17 protein-coding genes are annotated in these 14341 nt (G+C 69.7%); 4 read left to right on the top strand and 13 right to left on the bottom strand.

Features of this window, described 5'->3' with window-relative positions:
- Window positions 1–78 precede the first annotated feature (78 nt).
- Both ACFWY9_RS09550 and ACFWY9_RS09545 read left to right on the top strand, forming a co-directional pair.
- Window positions 79–834, top strand: a complete 756-nt coding sequence (locus tag ACFWY9_RS09550) for a class I SAM-dependent methyltransferase (protein ID WP_378338608.1) — start codon at window positions 79–81, stop codon at window positions 832–834.
- 130 nt (window positions 835–964) lie between these two features.
- Window positions 965–1423 carry an SRPBCC family protein gene (locus tag ACFWY9_RS09545; RefSeq protein WP_378338607.1) on the top strand — a complete coding sequence of 153 codons (459 nt, stop codon included), beginning with the start codon at window positions 965–967 and terminating at the stop codon, window positions 1421–1423.
- A 7-nt stretch (window positions 1424–1430) separates the two neighbouring features.
- On the opposite strand, the gene ACFWY9_RS09540 is transcribed toward ACFWY9_RS09545, so the two are convergent.
- Window positions 1431–2036 carry a TetR/AcrR family transcriptional regulator gene (locus ACFWY9_RS09540; RefSeq protein ID WP_378326574.1) on the bottom strand — a complete coding sequence of 202 codons (606 nt, stop codon included), beginning with the start codon at window positions 2034–2036 and terminating at the stop codon, window positions 1431–1433.
- A gap of 154 nt (window positions 2037–2190) precedes the next feature.
- On the opposite strand from ACFWY9_RS09540, the gene ACFWY9_RS09535 reads away from it, so the two are divergent.
- Entirely contained in the window at window positions 2191–3396 is a 1206-nt protein-coding gene (locus tag ACFWY9_RS09535) for an FAD-dependent oxidoreductase (protein ID WP_378338606.1), read from the top strand.
- Between the two features lie 71 nt (window positions 3397–3467).
- Here the strand turns inward: ACFWY9_RS09535 and dnaB are convergent, their stop codons facing one another.
- The 12 genes from dnaB to ACFWY9_RS09475 all read right to left on the bottom strand — a co-directional run bounded on the left by dnaB (window position 3468) and on the right by ACFWY9_RS09475 (window position 13389).
- Window positions 3468–4877: a replicative DNA helicase gene (gene dnaB / locus ACFWY9_RS09530; RefSeq protein WP_378326640.1), complete on the bottom strand. Its 1410-nt coding sequence runs from the start codon at window positions 4875–4877 to the stop codon at window positions 3468–3470.
- A gap of 496 nt (window positions 4878–5373) precedes the next feature.
- Window positions 5374–6171, bottom strand: coding sequence for an ESX secretion-associated protein EspG (locus ACFWY9_RS09525; protein ID WP_378326576.1), 798 nt, complete (start codon window positions 6169–6171; stop codon window positions 5374–5376).
- 83 nt (window positions 6172–6254) lie between these two features.
- Window positions 6255–7580: a PPE domain-containing protein gene (locus tag ACFWY9_RS09520; protein WP_378326577.1), complete on the bottom strand. Its 1326-nt coding sequence runs from the start codon at window positions 7578–7580 to the stop codon at window positions 6255–6257.
- A 3-nt stretch (window positions 7581–7583) separates the two neighbouring features.
- Window positions 7584–8186 (bottom strand): DUF3558 domain-containing protein, encoded by a 603-nt coding sequence (locus ACFWY9_RS09515; RefSeq protein ID WP_378326578.1) that lies wholly within the window; start codon window positions 8184–8186, stop codon window positions 7584–7586.
- On the bottom strand, window positions 8183–8539 hold the full coding sequence (locus ACFWY9_RS09510; protein WP_378338624.1) for a hypothetical protein: 357 nt from the start codon (window positions 8537–8539) through the stop codon (window positions 8183–8185). The genes ACFWY9_RS09515 and ACFWY9_RS09510 overlap by 4 nt, the downstream gene beginning before the upstream one ends.
- Window positions 8540–8781: 242 nt before the next feature.
- The gene (gene rplI / locus ACFWY9_RS09505; RefSeq protein ID WP_378326579.1) at window positions 8782–9240 is read right to left on the bottom strand and encodes a 50S ribosomal protein L9; all 459 of its coding nucleotides are present in this window, start codon (window positions 9238–9240) and stop codon (window positions 8782–8784) included.
- A gap of 12 nt (window positions 9241–9252) precedes the next feature.
- Window positions 9253–9501, bottom strand: a complete 249-nt coding sequence (gene rpsR / locus ACFWY9_RS09500; RefSeq protein ID WP_003098744.1) for a 30S ribosomal protein S18 — start codon at window positions 9499–9501, stop codon at window positions 9253–9255.
- A gap of 85 nt (window positions 9502–9586) precedes the next feature.
- A complete protein-coding gene (locus ACFWY9_RS09495) occupies window positions 9587–10093 on the bottom strand; it encodes a single-stranded DNA-binding protein (RefSeq protein WP_378326580.1) in 507 nt (168 codons plus the stop codon).
- A 20-nt stretch (window positions 10094–10113) separates the two neighbouring features.
- Entirely contained in the window at window positions 10114–10440 is a 327-nt protein-coding gene (rpsF, locus tag ACFWY9_RS09490; protein WP_200876551.1) for a 30S ribosomal protein S6, read from the bottom strand.
- Between the two features lie 111 nt (window positions 10441–10551).
- Complete coding sequence (locus ACFWY9_RS09485; protein WP_378338605.1) at window positions 10552–11460, bottom strand: hypothetical protein; 909 nt, start codon at window positions 11458–11460, stop codon at window positions 10552–10554.
- Between the two features lie 85 nt (window positions 11461–11545).
- Entirely contained in the window at window positions 11546–12430 is an 885-nt protein-coding gene (locus ACFWY9_RS09480) for a hypothetical protein (protein ID WP_378338604.1), read from the bottom strand.
- 131 nt (window positions 12431–12561) lie between these two features.
- The gene (locus ACFWY9_RS09475; RefSeq protein ID WP_378338603.1) at window positions 12562–13389 is read right to left on the bottom strand and encodes a hypothetical protein; all 828 of its coding nucleotides are present in this window, start codon (window positions 13387–13389) and stop codon (window positions 12562–12564) included.
- A 115-nt stretch (window positions 13390–13504) separates the two neighbouring features.
- Between ACFWY9_RS09475 and ACFWY9_RS09470 the strand changes: the two genes are divergently transcribed.
- Complete coding sequence (locus ACFWY9_RS09470) at window positions 13505–14281, top strand: deoxyribonuclease IV (protein WP_378326585.1); 777 nt, start codon at window positions 13505–13507, stop codon at window positions 14279–14281.
- Window positions 14282–14341: the final 60 nt, after the last annotated feature.

Here is a 14341-nt window from a genome sequence, read left to right as displayed (position 1 = left end):
CCTACAATCCGGCTGGACCAACGGGGCCCGGCGGGTACGGAGCGGCTCGGGGCCGGGGGTATCGGGGTGTGGTTGGGGGTGGCCCCCCAACGCTACGACCGGGCCCGGCCCCCTTATCCCGGCGCGCTGGTGGCGCGCATCATCGCAGCGAGTCCCGGCCGTGCCGTCCTCGACGTCGGCTGCGGCACCGGCATCGAAGCGCGGCAGTTCACCGCGGCGGGCTGCACGGTGCTCGGCGTCGACCCCGACGCCAGGATGGCCGAGTTCGCGCGCCGCGGCGGGATCGAGGTCGAGGTGGCGAAGTTCGAGGACTGGGAACCGGCGGGCCGGACGTTCGACGCCGTCGTCGCCGGTCAGGCGTGGCACTGGGTGGACCCGGTCGCGGGCGCGGCCAAGGCGGCGCGGGTGCTCCGCCCGGGCGGCAGGCTGGCGGTGTTCGGCCATGTGTACGACCCGCCGCCCGAGATCCTGGCGGCCTACAACGAAGCCTGCCGTCGCGTGGCGCCCGAGTCGGTGATGGCTCCCCCGCCCTCGGGCAGTGACCAGTCTCCCCGGACCGGCCTGGAGGTCTACCAGGCGATGTTCGCCAGTGCCGCGGACGGATTCCGGCGAGCGGGCGGGTTCGGCGAACCCGAGCAGTGGCGGTTCGACTGGGAACGGCCGTACACCCGCGCCGAGTGGCTGGACCTGTTGCCCACCACCGGCGGCCTCACCCGGCTCGAGCCGGAGAAACAGGCGGAGGTGCTCGCTGAAGTCGGCGCCGCCATCGACGCGCTCGGGGGCGGTTTCACGATGCAGTACGCCACCTTGGCGGCCACCGCGGCGCGAAGCTGACCAGCCTTGGCGCTCGGCGATGGCGGTGCTGTGACCGGCAGCACCGCCATCGCTGTCACATCCGACGTCCGCCGGGTGTCCTTGCTGTAACGCGGCCGGGAGATCGGCCACGGCAGAAGGGAGCCGAGACATGGAAACCGTGACTGCCCGGCGAGTGATCGCAGCGCCGATCGACGAGGTCTTCGAGTGGTGCGCCACCACGACCAACTACACCCGCAGCCCGCTCGTGGTGCGCGCCCGTCTGGCCCGCCACGGCCAGGGCGCGCCCTACGGTGTCGGCGCCATCCGCCTGCACACCTGGCTCATCGGCTGGTTCCGGGAGCGCATCACCGACTACCAGCCGCCGCGCGAGTTCACGTATGTCGTCGAACGCAGCTTTCCCCCGAGCCGCCACGAACTCGGCCGGATGACCTTCACCGAGGTGCCGGAAGGCACCCAGGTCGTGTGGACGACCCGCGTCGGACTTCCCGTCCCGTTCGGCGACGCGCTCGTCCGCGGGATCGCCAGGCCCGTGGTGTCCCGTGTCTTCGGCAGGATCCTCGACACGGCAGCCGCCGCACTGACCGAGAGGCCAGGCGGGCGCGCCTGACGAGTGGTCAGGTGTCGCCGCGCCTCGTGGATTCCTTCGTCGTGCCGGTCCAGCCGGTGTCGAGGAGGGTGAAGATCTGGTCGAGTGCGGACTCGGCGTCGTCTCGTCCGCGGACGAGGGCGACGGCTTCGAGGGCGAAATGGGCCAGTGCCTGGCAGCCGGGGTCGCCTTCGGGTAGTCCGGCGTCGGCGGCGATCGCCGCGGCCAGGGCGTTCTCGTGGCGCAGCCACATGCGGCGAAAGTACTCACGCAGTGCGGGAGTGGTGTCGATCAGGCGGAGGAAGTCGGCGAGGCGCGGGTCGGTGCGGACCTGCCGGGAGCGCTCGTCGCGAAGCAGTTGGCGCAGCGCCTGAGGGATGGATTGTCCGCTGGGGCGGTCGCGGACAGCGGCGACGAGCGCGGCCTCGTGGCCGGCGTCCTGGTCGAAGACCAGTGCCTCCTTCCCGTCGGGGAAGTGTTTGAACAGGGTGGCCACCGAGACGTCGGCGGTGTCGGCGATCTCCCGTACGCCGACCGCGTCGTAGCCCCGCTCCAGAAACAGTTCCAGCGCGGCGTCGGCCAGGGCCTGACGGGTGGCGGCCTTCTTGCGCTCGCGGCGTCCTGTCTCGGGCATGGCTCCATCCTAGCCGCTGTATTGAACGGCTTGAAAAATAGAATCGTTAGACTTTTTGAACAGTTCTACGTATGGTGTGAGTAGTCGGCCCGCCTGGTCCGCACCCGTCGGCGACGAACACGCCGCCGCAGCACCCGTGGAAAGGACTCACCTCATGACGACCCCACCTCGCATCGCCATCGTCGGCGGCGGCCCCGCCGGCTTGATGTGCGCCCGCGTCCTGCAGGGACACGGCTTTCAACCGGCGGTGTACGACGCGGACACCGCCGTGGACTCCCGAGACCCGGGAGGAACGCTCGATTTGCACGCCGACGCCGGCCAGATCGCGTTGGAGGACGCCGGGCTGATGGACGCCTTCCTGGCGTTGGCCCGGGTAGAGGGCCAGGCCAAGAGCCGCCGGGACCACCACGGCACCGTCCTGGCCGAGTTCACTCCCGCAGAGGGCGACGAGGCTGCTCCCGAGATCGACCGCGGCCAGCTGCGAATCATGCTCGACCAGCACCTGAAGCCCGGCACTGTCCACTGGGGACACAAACTGGTGCGCGTGACCCCGCTCGGAGGCGGGGTGCACCGGCTGGAGTTCGCCAACGGTGCCAGCGCGGAAGCCGACCTCGTCATCGGCGCCGATGGCGCATGGTCGCCGGTTCGCCGTCTGCTCACCGACGCGGTGCCGCAGTACCTCGGTGTCCACTTTCTCGACGCCCGATTCGACGACGTGGACACCCGGCACCCCGAGGTCGCCGCGATCGTGGGGGACGGCCACATGTTCTCCACCGACGGCGACGGCCGCGCGGTGATCGTCCAGCGCAACAGCAACGGAGTGGTCCGCGGCTACATAGCCTTCCGCGCCGAACTCGACTGGCATGTCGCGGCCGGCGTGGACATCACCGACCGCGAGGCCGTCCGGTCCTACCTGGTGCGGGAGTTCGGCGAATGGTCCGCGGTCATGCGCCCGCTGATCACCGGCAACGACGGCGACTACGTGCAGCGCAGCTTCTGGGCTCTGCCCGCTCCGCTGACCTGGGACCACGTCCCCGGTGTCACCCTGATCGGCGACGCCGCCCACCTGATGGCGCCCTTCGGCGGCCACGGTACGAATCTCGCGTTGCTCGATGGCGCGGAACTCGCGCACGCCATCAAGAAGGAGAGCAGCCTCGGCGACGCGGTCGCACGCTACGAGGCAGCGATGTTCCCGCGCTCCGGGGAACTCGCCGTGAGCTCGAACGCCGCGCTCACGCGGTTCTTCGCCACGACGTCCCCGGACGCGCCGCACCTTCCCCCGGACCACGCGCGGGAACACCAGAACTACCTGACCAGGGCGGCGGAATACCGACGCCGGCGAGCCGAAGACGAGCAGTAGAAGGCATGCGCTACAAGCCGTAGCAATCCCCGGCGAGAAACCGGGCTTCGATGCGCTGAAGTCAGCCGGGCTCAGTCGTGGGCTAGGTCGGCGAAACGGCTGTAGTGCAGCTGGTGCGCAACGGTGATCGTCGCCGTCGGACCCGCACGGTGCTTCGCGATGATCAGGTCGGCCTCGCCCGCGCGCGGGTCGTCCCGCTCCCAGGCGTCGGGGCGGTTGACCAGGATGACGAGGTCGGCGTCCTGCTCCAGGGAGCCGGACTCACGCAGGTCGGACAGCATCGGGCGCTTGTCCGTCCGTTGTTCCGGACCACGGTTCAGCTGGCTGATCGCGATCACCGGGACCTCGATCTCCTTGGCCAGCAGCTTCATCTGCCGCGAGAACTCCGAGACCTCCTGCTGCCGCGACTCGACGCGCTTGCCGGACGTCATCAGCTGCAGATAGTCGAGGACGACGAGCTTCAGGTCGTGCCGCTGCTTCAGCCGCCGGGCCTTCGCGCGGATTTCCATCATCGTCATGTTCGGCGAATCGTCGACGAACAGTGGCGCCTCGGAGACCTCGCTCATCCGCCGGGCCAGCCGCGTCCAGTCGTCGTCGGACATCTTGCCACCGCGCATGTCGGCGAGGCGGATCCGCGCCTCCGCCGAGAGCATGCGCATGACGATCTCGGTGCGGCTCATTTCCAGCGAGAAGATGACGCTGGTCATGCCGTGCTTGATCGACGCCGAGCGCGCGAAGTCCAGGCCGAGTGTCGACTTACCGACACCGGGGCGGGCCGCGACGATGATCATCTGACCGGGGTGCAGGCCGTTGGTCAGCTCGTCGAAGTCGGCGAAGCCGGTCGGGATGCCCTGCGCCTGCCCGCCGCGCGACGCGATCGCGTCGATCTCGTCCATGGTCGGCTGGAGCAGGTCTTCCAGCGCGACGTAGTCCTCGCTGGTGCGCCGCTCAGTGACGTCGTAGATCGCGGCCTGCGCGCGGTCGACGACCTCGTCGATGTTCGCCCCGTCCGCGGCCGCGGCGCCGTAGCCGTACTGCACGATCCGGGTACCCGCCTCGACCAGGCGGCGCAGCACCGCCTTCTCCGCGACGATCTCGGCGTAGTATCCGGCGTTCGCCGCCGTCGGCACCATCGCGATCAGCGTGTGCAGGTAGGGTGCCCCGCCGACCCTGCCCAGTTCGCCGCGGCGTTCCAGCTCGGCCGAGATGGTGATCGGGTCGGCGGGCTCGCCGCGGCCGTAGAGATCGAGGATGCAGTCGTAGATCGCCTGGTGCGCGGGCCGGTAGAAGTCGTCGGGGCCGAGCGCCTCGATGACGTCCGCGACCGCGTCCTTCGACAGCAGCATGCCGCCGAGCACGGACTGTTCGGCCGCGATGTCCTGCGGCGGCTGGCGGTCGAACTCGCCAGGCCGGGGGCCGGGATCGGCCGGCCCCGGGTCCGAATCCGCGTACATCGGACCGCGGTCGTCGGTCAGCGCCACCGCTGCGGACACCTCCTCGTCACCCGAACATCAGTTCGATTATGCCGGATCTTCCCCTGCTTTCCCAGCCGGCCACGGTGCCTGTGCAGATCATGTCCCCAAGCCGGGTTCCCGCGGCGCAGAAACGCCGCGAACACCGCCGGGGACCACCCTGAGTACCGGGCCGGCGGGCAACCGTAGAACCCCCGGAAGGAGCAACGCAATTCCGGTTGGGGACCACCTTGTGGACAACTTGGGGATGGATGGGGGCAATCAGTCACAGGTGCCCGTGAGCCTGTGGGCAACCTGGGGACAAAGTTGGGGCAAGTTGGCAAAAGCGCAGGTCAAACCCTGTGGGAAAGCTGTGGAGAACTTCGCGGAAACTCGTACGGCGTGTCGCGAAAAGTCCGTTGATCGGCGTGTCGCGGGGTGTGGGAGGCCCTGTGGACACCGTCACCTGTGGATGAATATTACTGAGCGTAGAGCGATGACCCGGTGGGCTGAACGGAGGTGGTACTCAGCCCGCGCCGAGCCTGCTCTGTGCGCTGCGTAACCGCTCGCCGAGAACCTGCTGGTCGGCCGGGGTGAAGGCGATCCGAGGCTCGCCACGCCCCGGTACCTCTTCGGTCAGCCAGCGGCCTTCGGAGGTATCGATGTAGTTCACCGGGCGTTCGATCCGCTGCCTGCTCCCGCTGCGGTTCCGCACCGCGACGTACAGGCTTCCACTCCCCATTCGGCGTAACGCGAGAATGCGGCGAAGCTCCTCGGCCTCCTGCCCGGCCGCGCTCGGCCGGTCGCTGCGCAGCACCGCGTACCCGTCGTCCTGGGCGCTCATGGATCCGCCCGAAGAGTCCAGTTCGCTCTTCGGCACCGCCATCGCGCGGCCCCGGCCGGGGGCGAGCTTGGGGATCTGCCCGAGGAAGCCTTCCAGTGCCTCGCCGGGGTGCAGCGAGGCGAGCACGACCTGGTCGTACTCGTCGTGCTTGGCCAGCACGAAGCCTTCGCCACCGGCGCTGCCCGCGAGCAGCGAGTAGCTCAGCGCCTTGCCGTCGTAGCCGCCGTCGACCCAGCCGTAGTACTCCAGCTGCGGCCGCGCCACCGCCTCCAGTGTCGCGACGAACCCGGGATGCATCCCGCGCGGCCCGAAGAGGCCCTGTTCGGCGAGTTCGGCGTTGGTGCGCTCGTCCTCGCCGCGCTGGGCTTCGTCGCTGTACCAGGTCGGTACCTCGGCGAGGATCAGATGCGGCTCGCCACCGCGGCGGCGGATCAGGTTGATCAGGGTGCCGGTCGTGATCGTGACCTGCTTGTCCAGCACCGGTGGTTCCCCCTAGTACGTGTCTGCGGCACCCGGCTTGCCGGGCGCGCTCATCTTGGCACGCGCCCGGCAAGCCGGGTGTCTCACTCGCCGATGACGGGTGGCGCGGTCAGCTCGTCGGTACCGAAGATCTCGTTGGGGTCGTCCCCGAGCAGGAACTTCGAGCTGCGCTCCTCGTCCTCGCCGCCCTTGCCCTTCGCGCCGTGGCCCATACCGCCCATGCCCCCCATTCCGGTGGCACCCCGGCCCGCGCCTGCCGCGCCCGCGGCACCCGCTCCGGCCGCGCCACCACCGGCCCCGGCGCCCGCCGCGCCGCTGCCGGGAATCGCGGCCCCGCTCGCGCTGCCGCCGGGACCGAAGCCAACGCCGCCCGGCCCGAAGCCGGAATCCGACCCGCCGGGGCCGAAGCCACCGCCGGGGATGTCGACCCCGCCGGTGCCACCGGGGCCGAACCCGCCGCCTCCACCGAAGCTGGACCCGGGGATCTTGGGCGGGGTGAAGCCGGACGCGCCGGTGTGGTCGTCCCAGCTCGGCACCTTCGGCGGCTGGTAGTCGCCGCCGGGAATGTTCGGCTTGTAGCCGGGGATGTCCGGTCGCTGGTAGTCGCTGCCCGGGATCTTCGGCATGTCACCCGGCTTGAAGCCGCCGCCGGGGATGTTCGGCGTACCGCCGGGCGGAATCCCGATGCCGCCAGGGGGCATTCCGCCGGGTGGCACGCTGCCGCCAGGAGGCACGTTGACGCCGCCGGGCGGGTTCTTGCCGTCGTCGCCCGGCTTCTTCTTGCCGTCGTCCTTGCCGGGATCGACCTTGACGTTGCGCTGCTGGCCCTCCAGCGCGCTGTACGTCGGCATCTTCTGGCCGTTGGTGTTGCTCGCCTTGAAGTACTCGTTGAACGCGTCGACGTTCGCCTGGCCGTTGCGGTTGTAGTCGCGGATGGCCCGGTCGGTGTCGGTGGTCCACGGCGTGATCGAGTTCAGCAGGTTGTTCTTCGGCGGGTCCTTCGGCACCTGGACCACCTTGGCCTTCACCGTGGTGAACGCCGTGTGCTGCTCGCCGAGGTACTTGTCGCTGTCGGTCAGCTTCTTGCCGGAGTCGTCCATCCACGTACGCAGCGGATGCGCGCCCGCCTGCTGGGCGGCCTCGGAACCCTGGCCCGTCCAGGCGGCGTCCATCTCCTTGGCCAGCTGGTCGATCGTGGTCAGCCGGTCCTGGTAGGTCCCCTTGAGCCGGTTGGCCGCGCCCTGGCCGTCCTCGATCGACTTCGGGCCTGGGCCGGTGTAGATCTTCTCCCAGATGTCGTAGCAGTTGATCTTGCGGTCACCCTGCGCCGACTCGTAGTTGTTCGAGTGCGTGGTCGCCATGTTGTACGCCGAGAACCCGGCGACGATCGGGATCAGGAACAACACCATGGCTCAGCCCTCTTTCAACGTCTGGATCATCGCTTCGCCGACCTTCGCCACCACCGGGCAAGGCGTCTTCGCGTCCGCGCCGTTGTCGAGCTGGGCGAGGATGTTCACCGACAGCTGGTCGGTGACCCCGACGAACAGCCCGCACTTGCCCTTGCTGCGGTGGTCCAGCGCCGCCGCGTAGACCGCCGGGTAGCCGGCGATCTGCGTCGGCTCGAAGTACTCGTCGTTCCCCTTCGTGTCGTAGACGTCGCTCAGCCCGTTCTTGTTGGCCGTCACGGTCGACACGTCGATCTGGTTGCCGCGGTCGTCGGCGTAGGTGAACGTGCAGGACGGTCCGGCGGAGCCGGTGCGCGGCGTCCCCGGGGACAGCTTCAGCTGGCTCACCTTCGCCGAGGACAGGGTGGCGCAGGCGTTGCTCTGGATCGACGACACGTTCAGCGGAGCCGGGACCTTCGGCGCGGAACCGCCACCGGATCCGCCGGTGTTGGAATCCGTCGCCGACGCGGGAGCGGGCGAAGCGGTGCCGCCGGTGGTACCCGAACAGCCCGCGACGGTGAGCGCGGCCGCGGCGACGGCGGCGAGCAGCAAGGGACGACGCGCGTTCATTGCTTCCCTGCCTTCGAGATGTCCGCCTGGGTGTCGGCTTCCTTGGTGGTGATCTTCTTCTTCGCGTCGAGCAGCGCGTCGATGTAGTTCTTGACGTATTCCTGCATCTTCTCGTTCTGCTCGAGGAACGCCTTGCCGGACGGGTTCGCCAGCTTCTCCCAGTCGCCGCTCGCGAACTCCTTGCCCGGCGCCTTGACGTTCGCCATCAGGTTCGCGTCGGCGGCGTCGTTCTTGAGCTGGGTCCGCAGGTCCTCCCACTTCTTGATGACGCCGTCGATCTTGTCCTTGTCGAAGGAGAACCCGCCGCCCCCGCCCCCGGTGGCCGGGGTCGCCGAGGTCTTCGGCGCGTCCATGCTGACCTTTTCCTGGCGCCGCTGCTCGGCGTTGCTGTCGTACCCGTCAGGCATCGTTCGCTACATCCCCTTTGCGTCCCCATGCGCAATATCGAGTCTGATCAGTGCAGTAAACCGCAGTCAAGCCGAGCTGTCCTCACTCGGACGTGTCCGTACGGCGCCGGGTTCCCGAAATACGTGAAGGCGGGACGCTCCCGCTGGGGGAAGCGCCCCGCCTTCACGACAAGGTGCGGGTTCCGGCCTTACTTGGCGGCCTTGACCTCGAGCCGCACGTCGACCTTCACCTGCGGGTGCAGCCGGGCCGTGGCGGAGTGCTTGCCCACGGTCTTGATGTGCTCACGCAGTTCGATGACGCGCTTGTCCAGCAGCGGACCGCCGGCGGCCTTGATCGCGTCGATGATGTCGGTCGTGGTGACCGAGCCGAAGAGCTTCTTGGAGCCCTCGGCCGCCTTGGCGGACAGCTGGATGGCGCCGAGGCCCTCCAGGGTCGCCTTGATCTCCTTGGCGTGGTCGAGGTCGCGGATGCGACGGCTCTCCTGCGCCCGCTTGATGGTCCGCACGTTCTTCTCGGCACCCTTGGTGGCCACGATCGCGTAGCCACGCGGGAGCAGGTAGTTACGGGCGTACCCGTCCTTGACCTCGACGATGTCGCCGGGGCCGCCGAGGTTCGCCACGTCGGTGGTGAGAATGATCTTCGCCATGACTCAGCTCCCTCAGCGCGCGGTCGACGTGTAGGGCAGCAGCGCCATCTCGCGCGAGTTCTTCACCGCGATGGCGATGTCCCGCTGGTGCTGGCTGCAGTTGCCGGTGACCCGGCGGGCACGGATCTTGCCGCGGTCGGAGATGTACTTCCGCAGCAGGTTCGTGTCCTTGTAGTCGATCAGTTCCGGACGGCCCTTCTTCTCGGCCTTGCAGAACACGCAGACCTTCTTCTTGGGCTTACGAATGGGTGGCTTGGCCACTGTGTACTCCTGGAAATTTCACGTTTGGTTGCGTATCTCGCTTCAGGCGCTCGCCGGGGCCGTCCGGCCCGCGGTGCGGCACCGATCAGAAGGGCGGCTCGTCGGAGAAGCCGCCGCCACCACCGCTGCTGGCGGGTGGGGCCGAGCCCCACGGGTCGTCGGCGGGCGCGCCGCCGCCACCACCACCGGAGGGGGCGCCGCCGAAGCCGCCGCCACCACCGCTGCCGCGGCTGACCTTGTTCACCTTGGCCGTGGCGTACCGCAGGGACGGGCCGATCTCGTCGACCTCGAGCTCCACGACGGTGCGCTTCTCGCCTTCCTTGGTCTCGAAGGACCGCTGCTTGAGCCGGCCCTGCACGACCACCCGCGCGCCGCGGGTCAGCGACTCGGCGACGTTCTCCGCCGCCTGGCGCCAGATGTTGCAGCGCAGGAACAGCGCCTCGCCGTCCTTCCACTCGCCGGTCTGCCGGTCGAGCGTGCGGGGCGTGGACGCGACCGTGAAGTTCGCGACCGCCGCGCCGGACGGGGTGAAGCGGAGTTCCGGGTCGGACGTGAGGTTGCCGATCACCGTGATGACGGTGTCTCCAGCCATCGGGCGTTGTTCCCTTCGGCTCAGGCCTTGGCGGCGGCGGGCTTGGCCGCGGCGCGCTTGACCTCGCGGCGCATGACCTTGGTGCGCAGGACGGTTTCCTGCAGCGAGAGCTGGCGGTCGAGCTCCTTGACGGCGTCGGCCGAGGAGTTCAGGTCCAGCAGGGCGTAGATGCCCTCGGCGTGCTTCTTGATCTCGTACGAGAGGCGACGGCGGCCCCAGACGTCGACCTTCTCCACGCTGCCGCCCGAAGTACGGATCACGTTGAGGAAGTTGTCCAGGGTGGGAGCCACCGTACGCTCGTCGAGCGTGGGGTCCAGGATGACCATTACCTCGTAATGGCGTGACACAACCACTCACCTCCTATGGGCTCGCGGCCATGGACGTTCCATGGCAGGAGGGTATGTCGGGGTAAAGCGTACCTACGGGCACCGACAGTTCCGCGCGCAGGGTGCGTGGGGTCAGCTCGTGCGGCGCAGCACCCAGGTCCGGACCAGCCCGGCGGTGACGCCGGCCAGCACGATCACCGCGAGCAGCATCGGCAGCTGGACGTTGTTCGCGGAGTTCGACGAAGCGAGCGATTCGGCGTTGCCCGCGTTGCGGATGTCGGCGCCCTGGCCGCTGCTGCCGTCCTGGCCCTGGCCGAACTGCGGTGCCGAGCCGTCGCCCGGCAGCGTCCCGTTCGACGGGTAGCGCACGCCCGGCGCGACCGCGACACCCGGCGTCGCGGTGGGGATACCGCTGTAGTCGCGCTGCGGTGCGGTGCCGGTCTGGCCGCCGGGGAGCAGGTTCGACAGGTTCGAGCCGCCGTTCGGCGCGGTGCTGGTGCCGCCCCTGCCGGGCTGCGACCCCTGCGCGGGGTCGGACCGTGGCGTGCTCGGCGCCACGTAGTTCGTGGCCAGCGTCGTCAGCTTGCAGCTGTTGGAGACGCCTTCCCTGATGTACTGCAGCGTCTTCGCCTTGGTGCCGAGCGCGCTCTCGCCCAGGCCCCACTCGTTCTGCAGCGCGTCGAGGACGGGCCCGGCCATGTCGCTACCGGCGATCGAGCCGCCCGCGGACTGCGGGACCGAGCCGACGGTCAGCACCTTGCCGCTGATCGCCCTGGCCAGTCCGTCCGGGTCGACACCGTTGAGGTGCAGGAAGATCTCGTTGCGCTTCGCCGCCGTCCGCACGACGTCGGCGAAACCGGAGCCCTTCACCGCGACCGAGTCGCCCATGCCGCCGTTGACCGAACCGGCGCAGGAATCCGCGAGCGTGGTCGCCGCGGACGCGGTGCCCGAGGAGAGGAACACGCCGCCGGTCACGAACGCGGCGAGTGCGGTGGCGGTCAGTGCTTTGCGGGTCGTCTGCCAGGTGGGGAGTTTCCGCACGAGCGCTGTCCTCCGGGGTCCGTGGGCGTCGTTGATGGCAACAGGGTCAACGAGTGATTCCCTGGAAAGATACTCGGCGGTCGGGCTAATGAGTAGCGACCATTCGGCGGAGCACCCAGGTGCGCACCAGGCCCGCGCTGACTCCGGAGAGTGCCAGAACCGCGATGAGCACGGGTAATCCTGCGCCATTCGTGAAGCCGCCGCCGGAGTTCGGGAGCGCCACGGCCTGTCCCGCATTCTGGACCTCGGCCGAGCCGCCGTTCTGCTGTTGTTCCGGCAGGCCGTACTGCGGGGCGTAGCCGGGGATCTGGCTGCCGTATCGCAGGCCGGGGGCCGGGGCGAACAGCCCGGCCATCGCGGCCGGGATGTCGCTGTAGTCCCGCATCGGCGCGTAACCGGTGGAAAGCGCGAACGGCAGCCCGCCGAAACTCGGCGAGTACGCGCCGGACAGGACGGGGCTGTTCGCGTCCGGAATGGGCATCGCCCCTTGCTGCGGCCCACCCTGCGCGGGAGCGCCAGGGCTGCCGGGGCCACCCTGCTGCGGCGGTGAGCCGGGCCCTGGCTTCTCGGGCGCGGGCTTGCCGCCGCCGGTGAGTGCCTGGCTCGCACCGTTCGTGACCCCGGAAACGCCCTGGTTGATTGCGCTCGCCGCGGGCGCGCCGACCACCGGGACCGGCGCGACGACGGTGTTCACCACGGTCACGCTCACCCGGCACACGGTGCCGAGCAACGCGTTGATCGTCCCGGTCAGCACGCCGGAGACCTGGCCGACGACGCCCAGGTTGAGCGGGATGCCGAGCAACGGAGTGGTGCCGAAGATCGTGTCGCCCGGCTTCGCGGTGACCGAGCTGCCACACGGGACGGTCTGGGTTTCGGCGGCCGCGGTGCCGGGCATCGCCAGCGCGGCGGAACCAGCGAGAACGAAGGCGGACGCGCCTACCGCGGTTGCCCTCCGTACACGACTCTGCATGGCCGGTCCCTTTCCCCGCCGTCGGTTCTCACCCAGGACAACGACGGTAACGAAGACGAGTGACGCCCGCTCCCCCGAAGCTTTCGCGCATTCGAGTGGAAACGGGCGTCACAGGCGGTGATCGAAAGGGACTACGCGGGTTTACGGCGGATCCACGCTCGGACCAGCGCGGCCGCGACGACGGCCAGGGCGAGCACGGCGAGCAGCATCGGCAGCTTCGCCGGGGGCATCGCGGTCGGCAGCGCCTGCGCGGTGCCCGGTTTCTGGTCGACGGTCGGCACGTGGGCGTCCGGGACCTGTCCCGGGACGACCTGGGTGATCACCGGTGCCTGGCTGAAGTTCGCGGGCAGCACGAGCCCGGCGCCGAGGCCGGCGATCGAGTCGCCGATGGCGCCGGGACCACCGGGACCGACCACGACCGGGTCGAGGTGGTTGCCGGGGTTCGACCCCGGATCACCCGGGCCGGGCGGCGGGTTCGGTCCCGGGCCGGGACCAGGACCAGGCGGCTGCGGTCCCGGCCCAGGGGGCGTCGGGCCGGGGCCTGGTGGCTGGGTCACTCCGCGCAGGAGGCCCTGTGTCGTGTCCCCGACGGCGTTCACGGTTCCCTGTGCCGCCGGGCACACGCCCTTGGCGGCCAGGTCGCCGACGGCCGGGACCTCGCCGACGCGCAACGCCCTGACGGTGTCGCCGACCGGGAGCGTCAGCAAGGGGTTCTTGCCGTCCTTGGCCTTCGACGTCGAGTCCAGCCCCACGGTGAGCGCACCCGGTGCGGCGAGCGGCGCCCCGGCGTCGAGCGTGAGCCCCGATCCCTGCCTGCCGTTCTGCAGGGTGGACGCGCAGTCGCCGCCGAGCGTCGGATCCGGTTTGTCCGCCGCGGACGCCTGAGGTGGGAAGGCGAGCGCGCCCGCCATGGCCGTGACGAATCCCAGGACGGTGATCCGGCGCGCGTTCTTCCCCATAGAGTCGCCTCCGGCCCTTCAGCCAACGTGGATCACGGAACGCGCTCACGGTACTCCACGAGCGTCACCAACTGGGGCTGAAGGGGCAAGGTTCAGCCGGAGTAGCGTGCTGCGCATGCAGATTGGCGCCCATGTCCGTGACGACGATCCGCTGGCCGCGGTCGCCGAACGCGAAGCCGACGTCGTCCAGTTCTTCCTCTCCGACCCGCAGGGCTGGAAGGCCCCGAAGCCGCATCCGCTCGGCGAGGAGATCAAGGCTCACCCGGTCGAGGTGTTCATCCACGCGCCGTACCTCATCAACGTCGCCTCGCTGAACAACAAGATCCGCATCCCCTCGCGCAAGAACGTCACGCAGCACGCGAACGGCGCGGCCGCGATCGGCGCGAAGGGGCTGATCGTGCACGGCGGGCACGTCCGTGACGGCGAGGACGCCGAAGAGGGCCTGGTGAACTGGCGCAAGCTGTTCGAGCGCGAGGCCGAAAAGGGCGGTTTCGCGGTGCCGATCCTGATCGAGAACACCGCGGGCGGCGACAACGCGATGACCCGCGACCTCGACACGATCGCGCGGCTGTGGGACAAGGTCGGCGAGTTCGGTGCCGGGTTCTGCTTCGACACCTGCCACGCGTTCGCCGCGGGCTGGGACCTGGCCGACGCCGTCGAGAAGATCAAGGCCATCACCGGCCGGATCGACCTGGTGCACCTCAACAACTCCCGCGACGAGTTCGGCTCCACCCGCGACCGGCACGCCAACGTCGTCGGCGGCGACGGCACGATCGACCCGGACGTGCTGGTCGCCGTGGCCAGGGACGCGGGCGCGCCGGTGGTGGTCGAGACCCCGGGCGACGGCCAGGCCGCCGACATCGCCTACCTGCGCAAGGCCCTCACCGCCTGAGCGAATCCCAGCGTTGAGCCGCACCGAGGGACGCCCTCGTCGCATCGAACGCACCCAGGG

This window comes from Amycolatopsis sp. NPDC059027 (assembly GCF_042739735.1).
Lineage (GTDB): Bacteria > Actinomycetota > Actinomycetes > Mycobacteriales > Pseudonocardiaceae > Amycolatopsis.
The sequence above is the reverse complement of the archived record's forward strand: the minus strand, read 5'-3'. Positions and strand labels throughout refer to the sequence as shown.

Bases quoted from the DNA above. Each gene is read 5' to 3' on its own strand.
- ACFWY9_RS09540 (WP_378326574.1), bottom strand. From the start codon at position 2,036: ATGCCCGAGACAGGACGCCGCGAGCGCAAGAAGGCCGCCACCCGTCAG.
- ACFWY9_RS09520 (WP_378326577.1), bottom strand. From the start codon at position 7,580: ATGGTGTTGTTCCTGATCCCGATCGTCGCCGGGTTCTCGGCGTACAAC.
- rplI (WP_378326579.1), bottom strand. From the start codon at position 9,240: ATGGCGAAGATCATTCTCACCACCGACGTGGCGAACCTCGGCGGCCCC.
- ACFWY9_RS09495 (WP_378326580.1), bottom strand. From the start codon at position 10,093: ATGGCTGGAGACACCGTCATCACGGTGATCGGCAACCTCACGTCCGAC.
- ACFWY9_RS09510 (WP_378338624.1), bottom strand. From the start codon at position 8,539: ATGGACGCGCCGAAGACCTCGGCGACCCCGGCCACCGGGGGCGGGGGC.
- ACFWY9_RS09535 (WP_378338606.1), top strand. From the start codon at position 2,191: ATGACGACCCCACCTCGCATCGCCATCGTCGGCGGCGGCCCCGCCGGC.
- ACFWY9_RS09470 (WP_378326585.1), top strand. From the start codon at position 13,505: ATGCAGATTGGCGCCCATGTCCGTGACGACGATCCGCTGGCCGCGGTC.
- ACFWY9_RS09545 (WP_378338607.1), top strand. From the start codon at position 965: ATGGAAACCGTGACTGCCCGGCGAGTGATCGCAGCGCCGATCGACGAG.
- ACFWY9_RS09515 (WP_378326578.1), bottom strand. From the start codon at position 8,186: ATGAACGCGCGTCGTCCCTTGCTGCTCGCCGCCGTCGCCGCGGCCGCG.
- ACFWY9_RS09480 (WP_378338604.1), bottom strand. From the start codon at position 12,430: ATGCAGAGTCGTGTACGGAGGGCAACCGCGGTAGGCGCGTCCGCCTTC.
- ACFWY9_RS09475 (WP_378338603.1), bottom strand. From the start codon at position 13,389: ATGGGGAAGAACGCGCGCCGGATCACCGTCCTGGGATTCGTCACGGCC.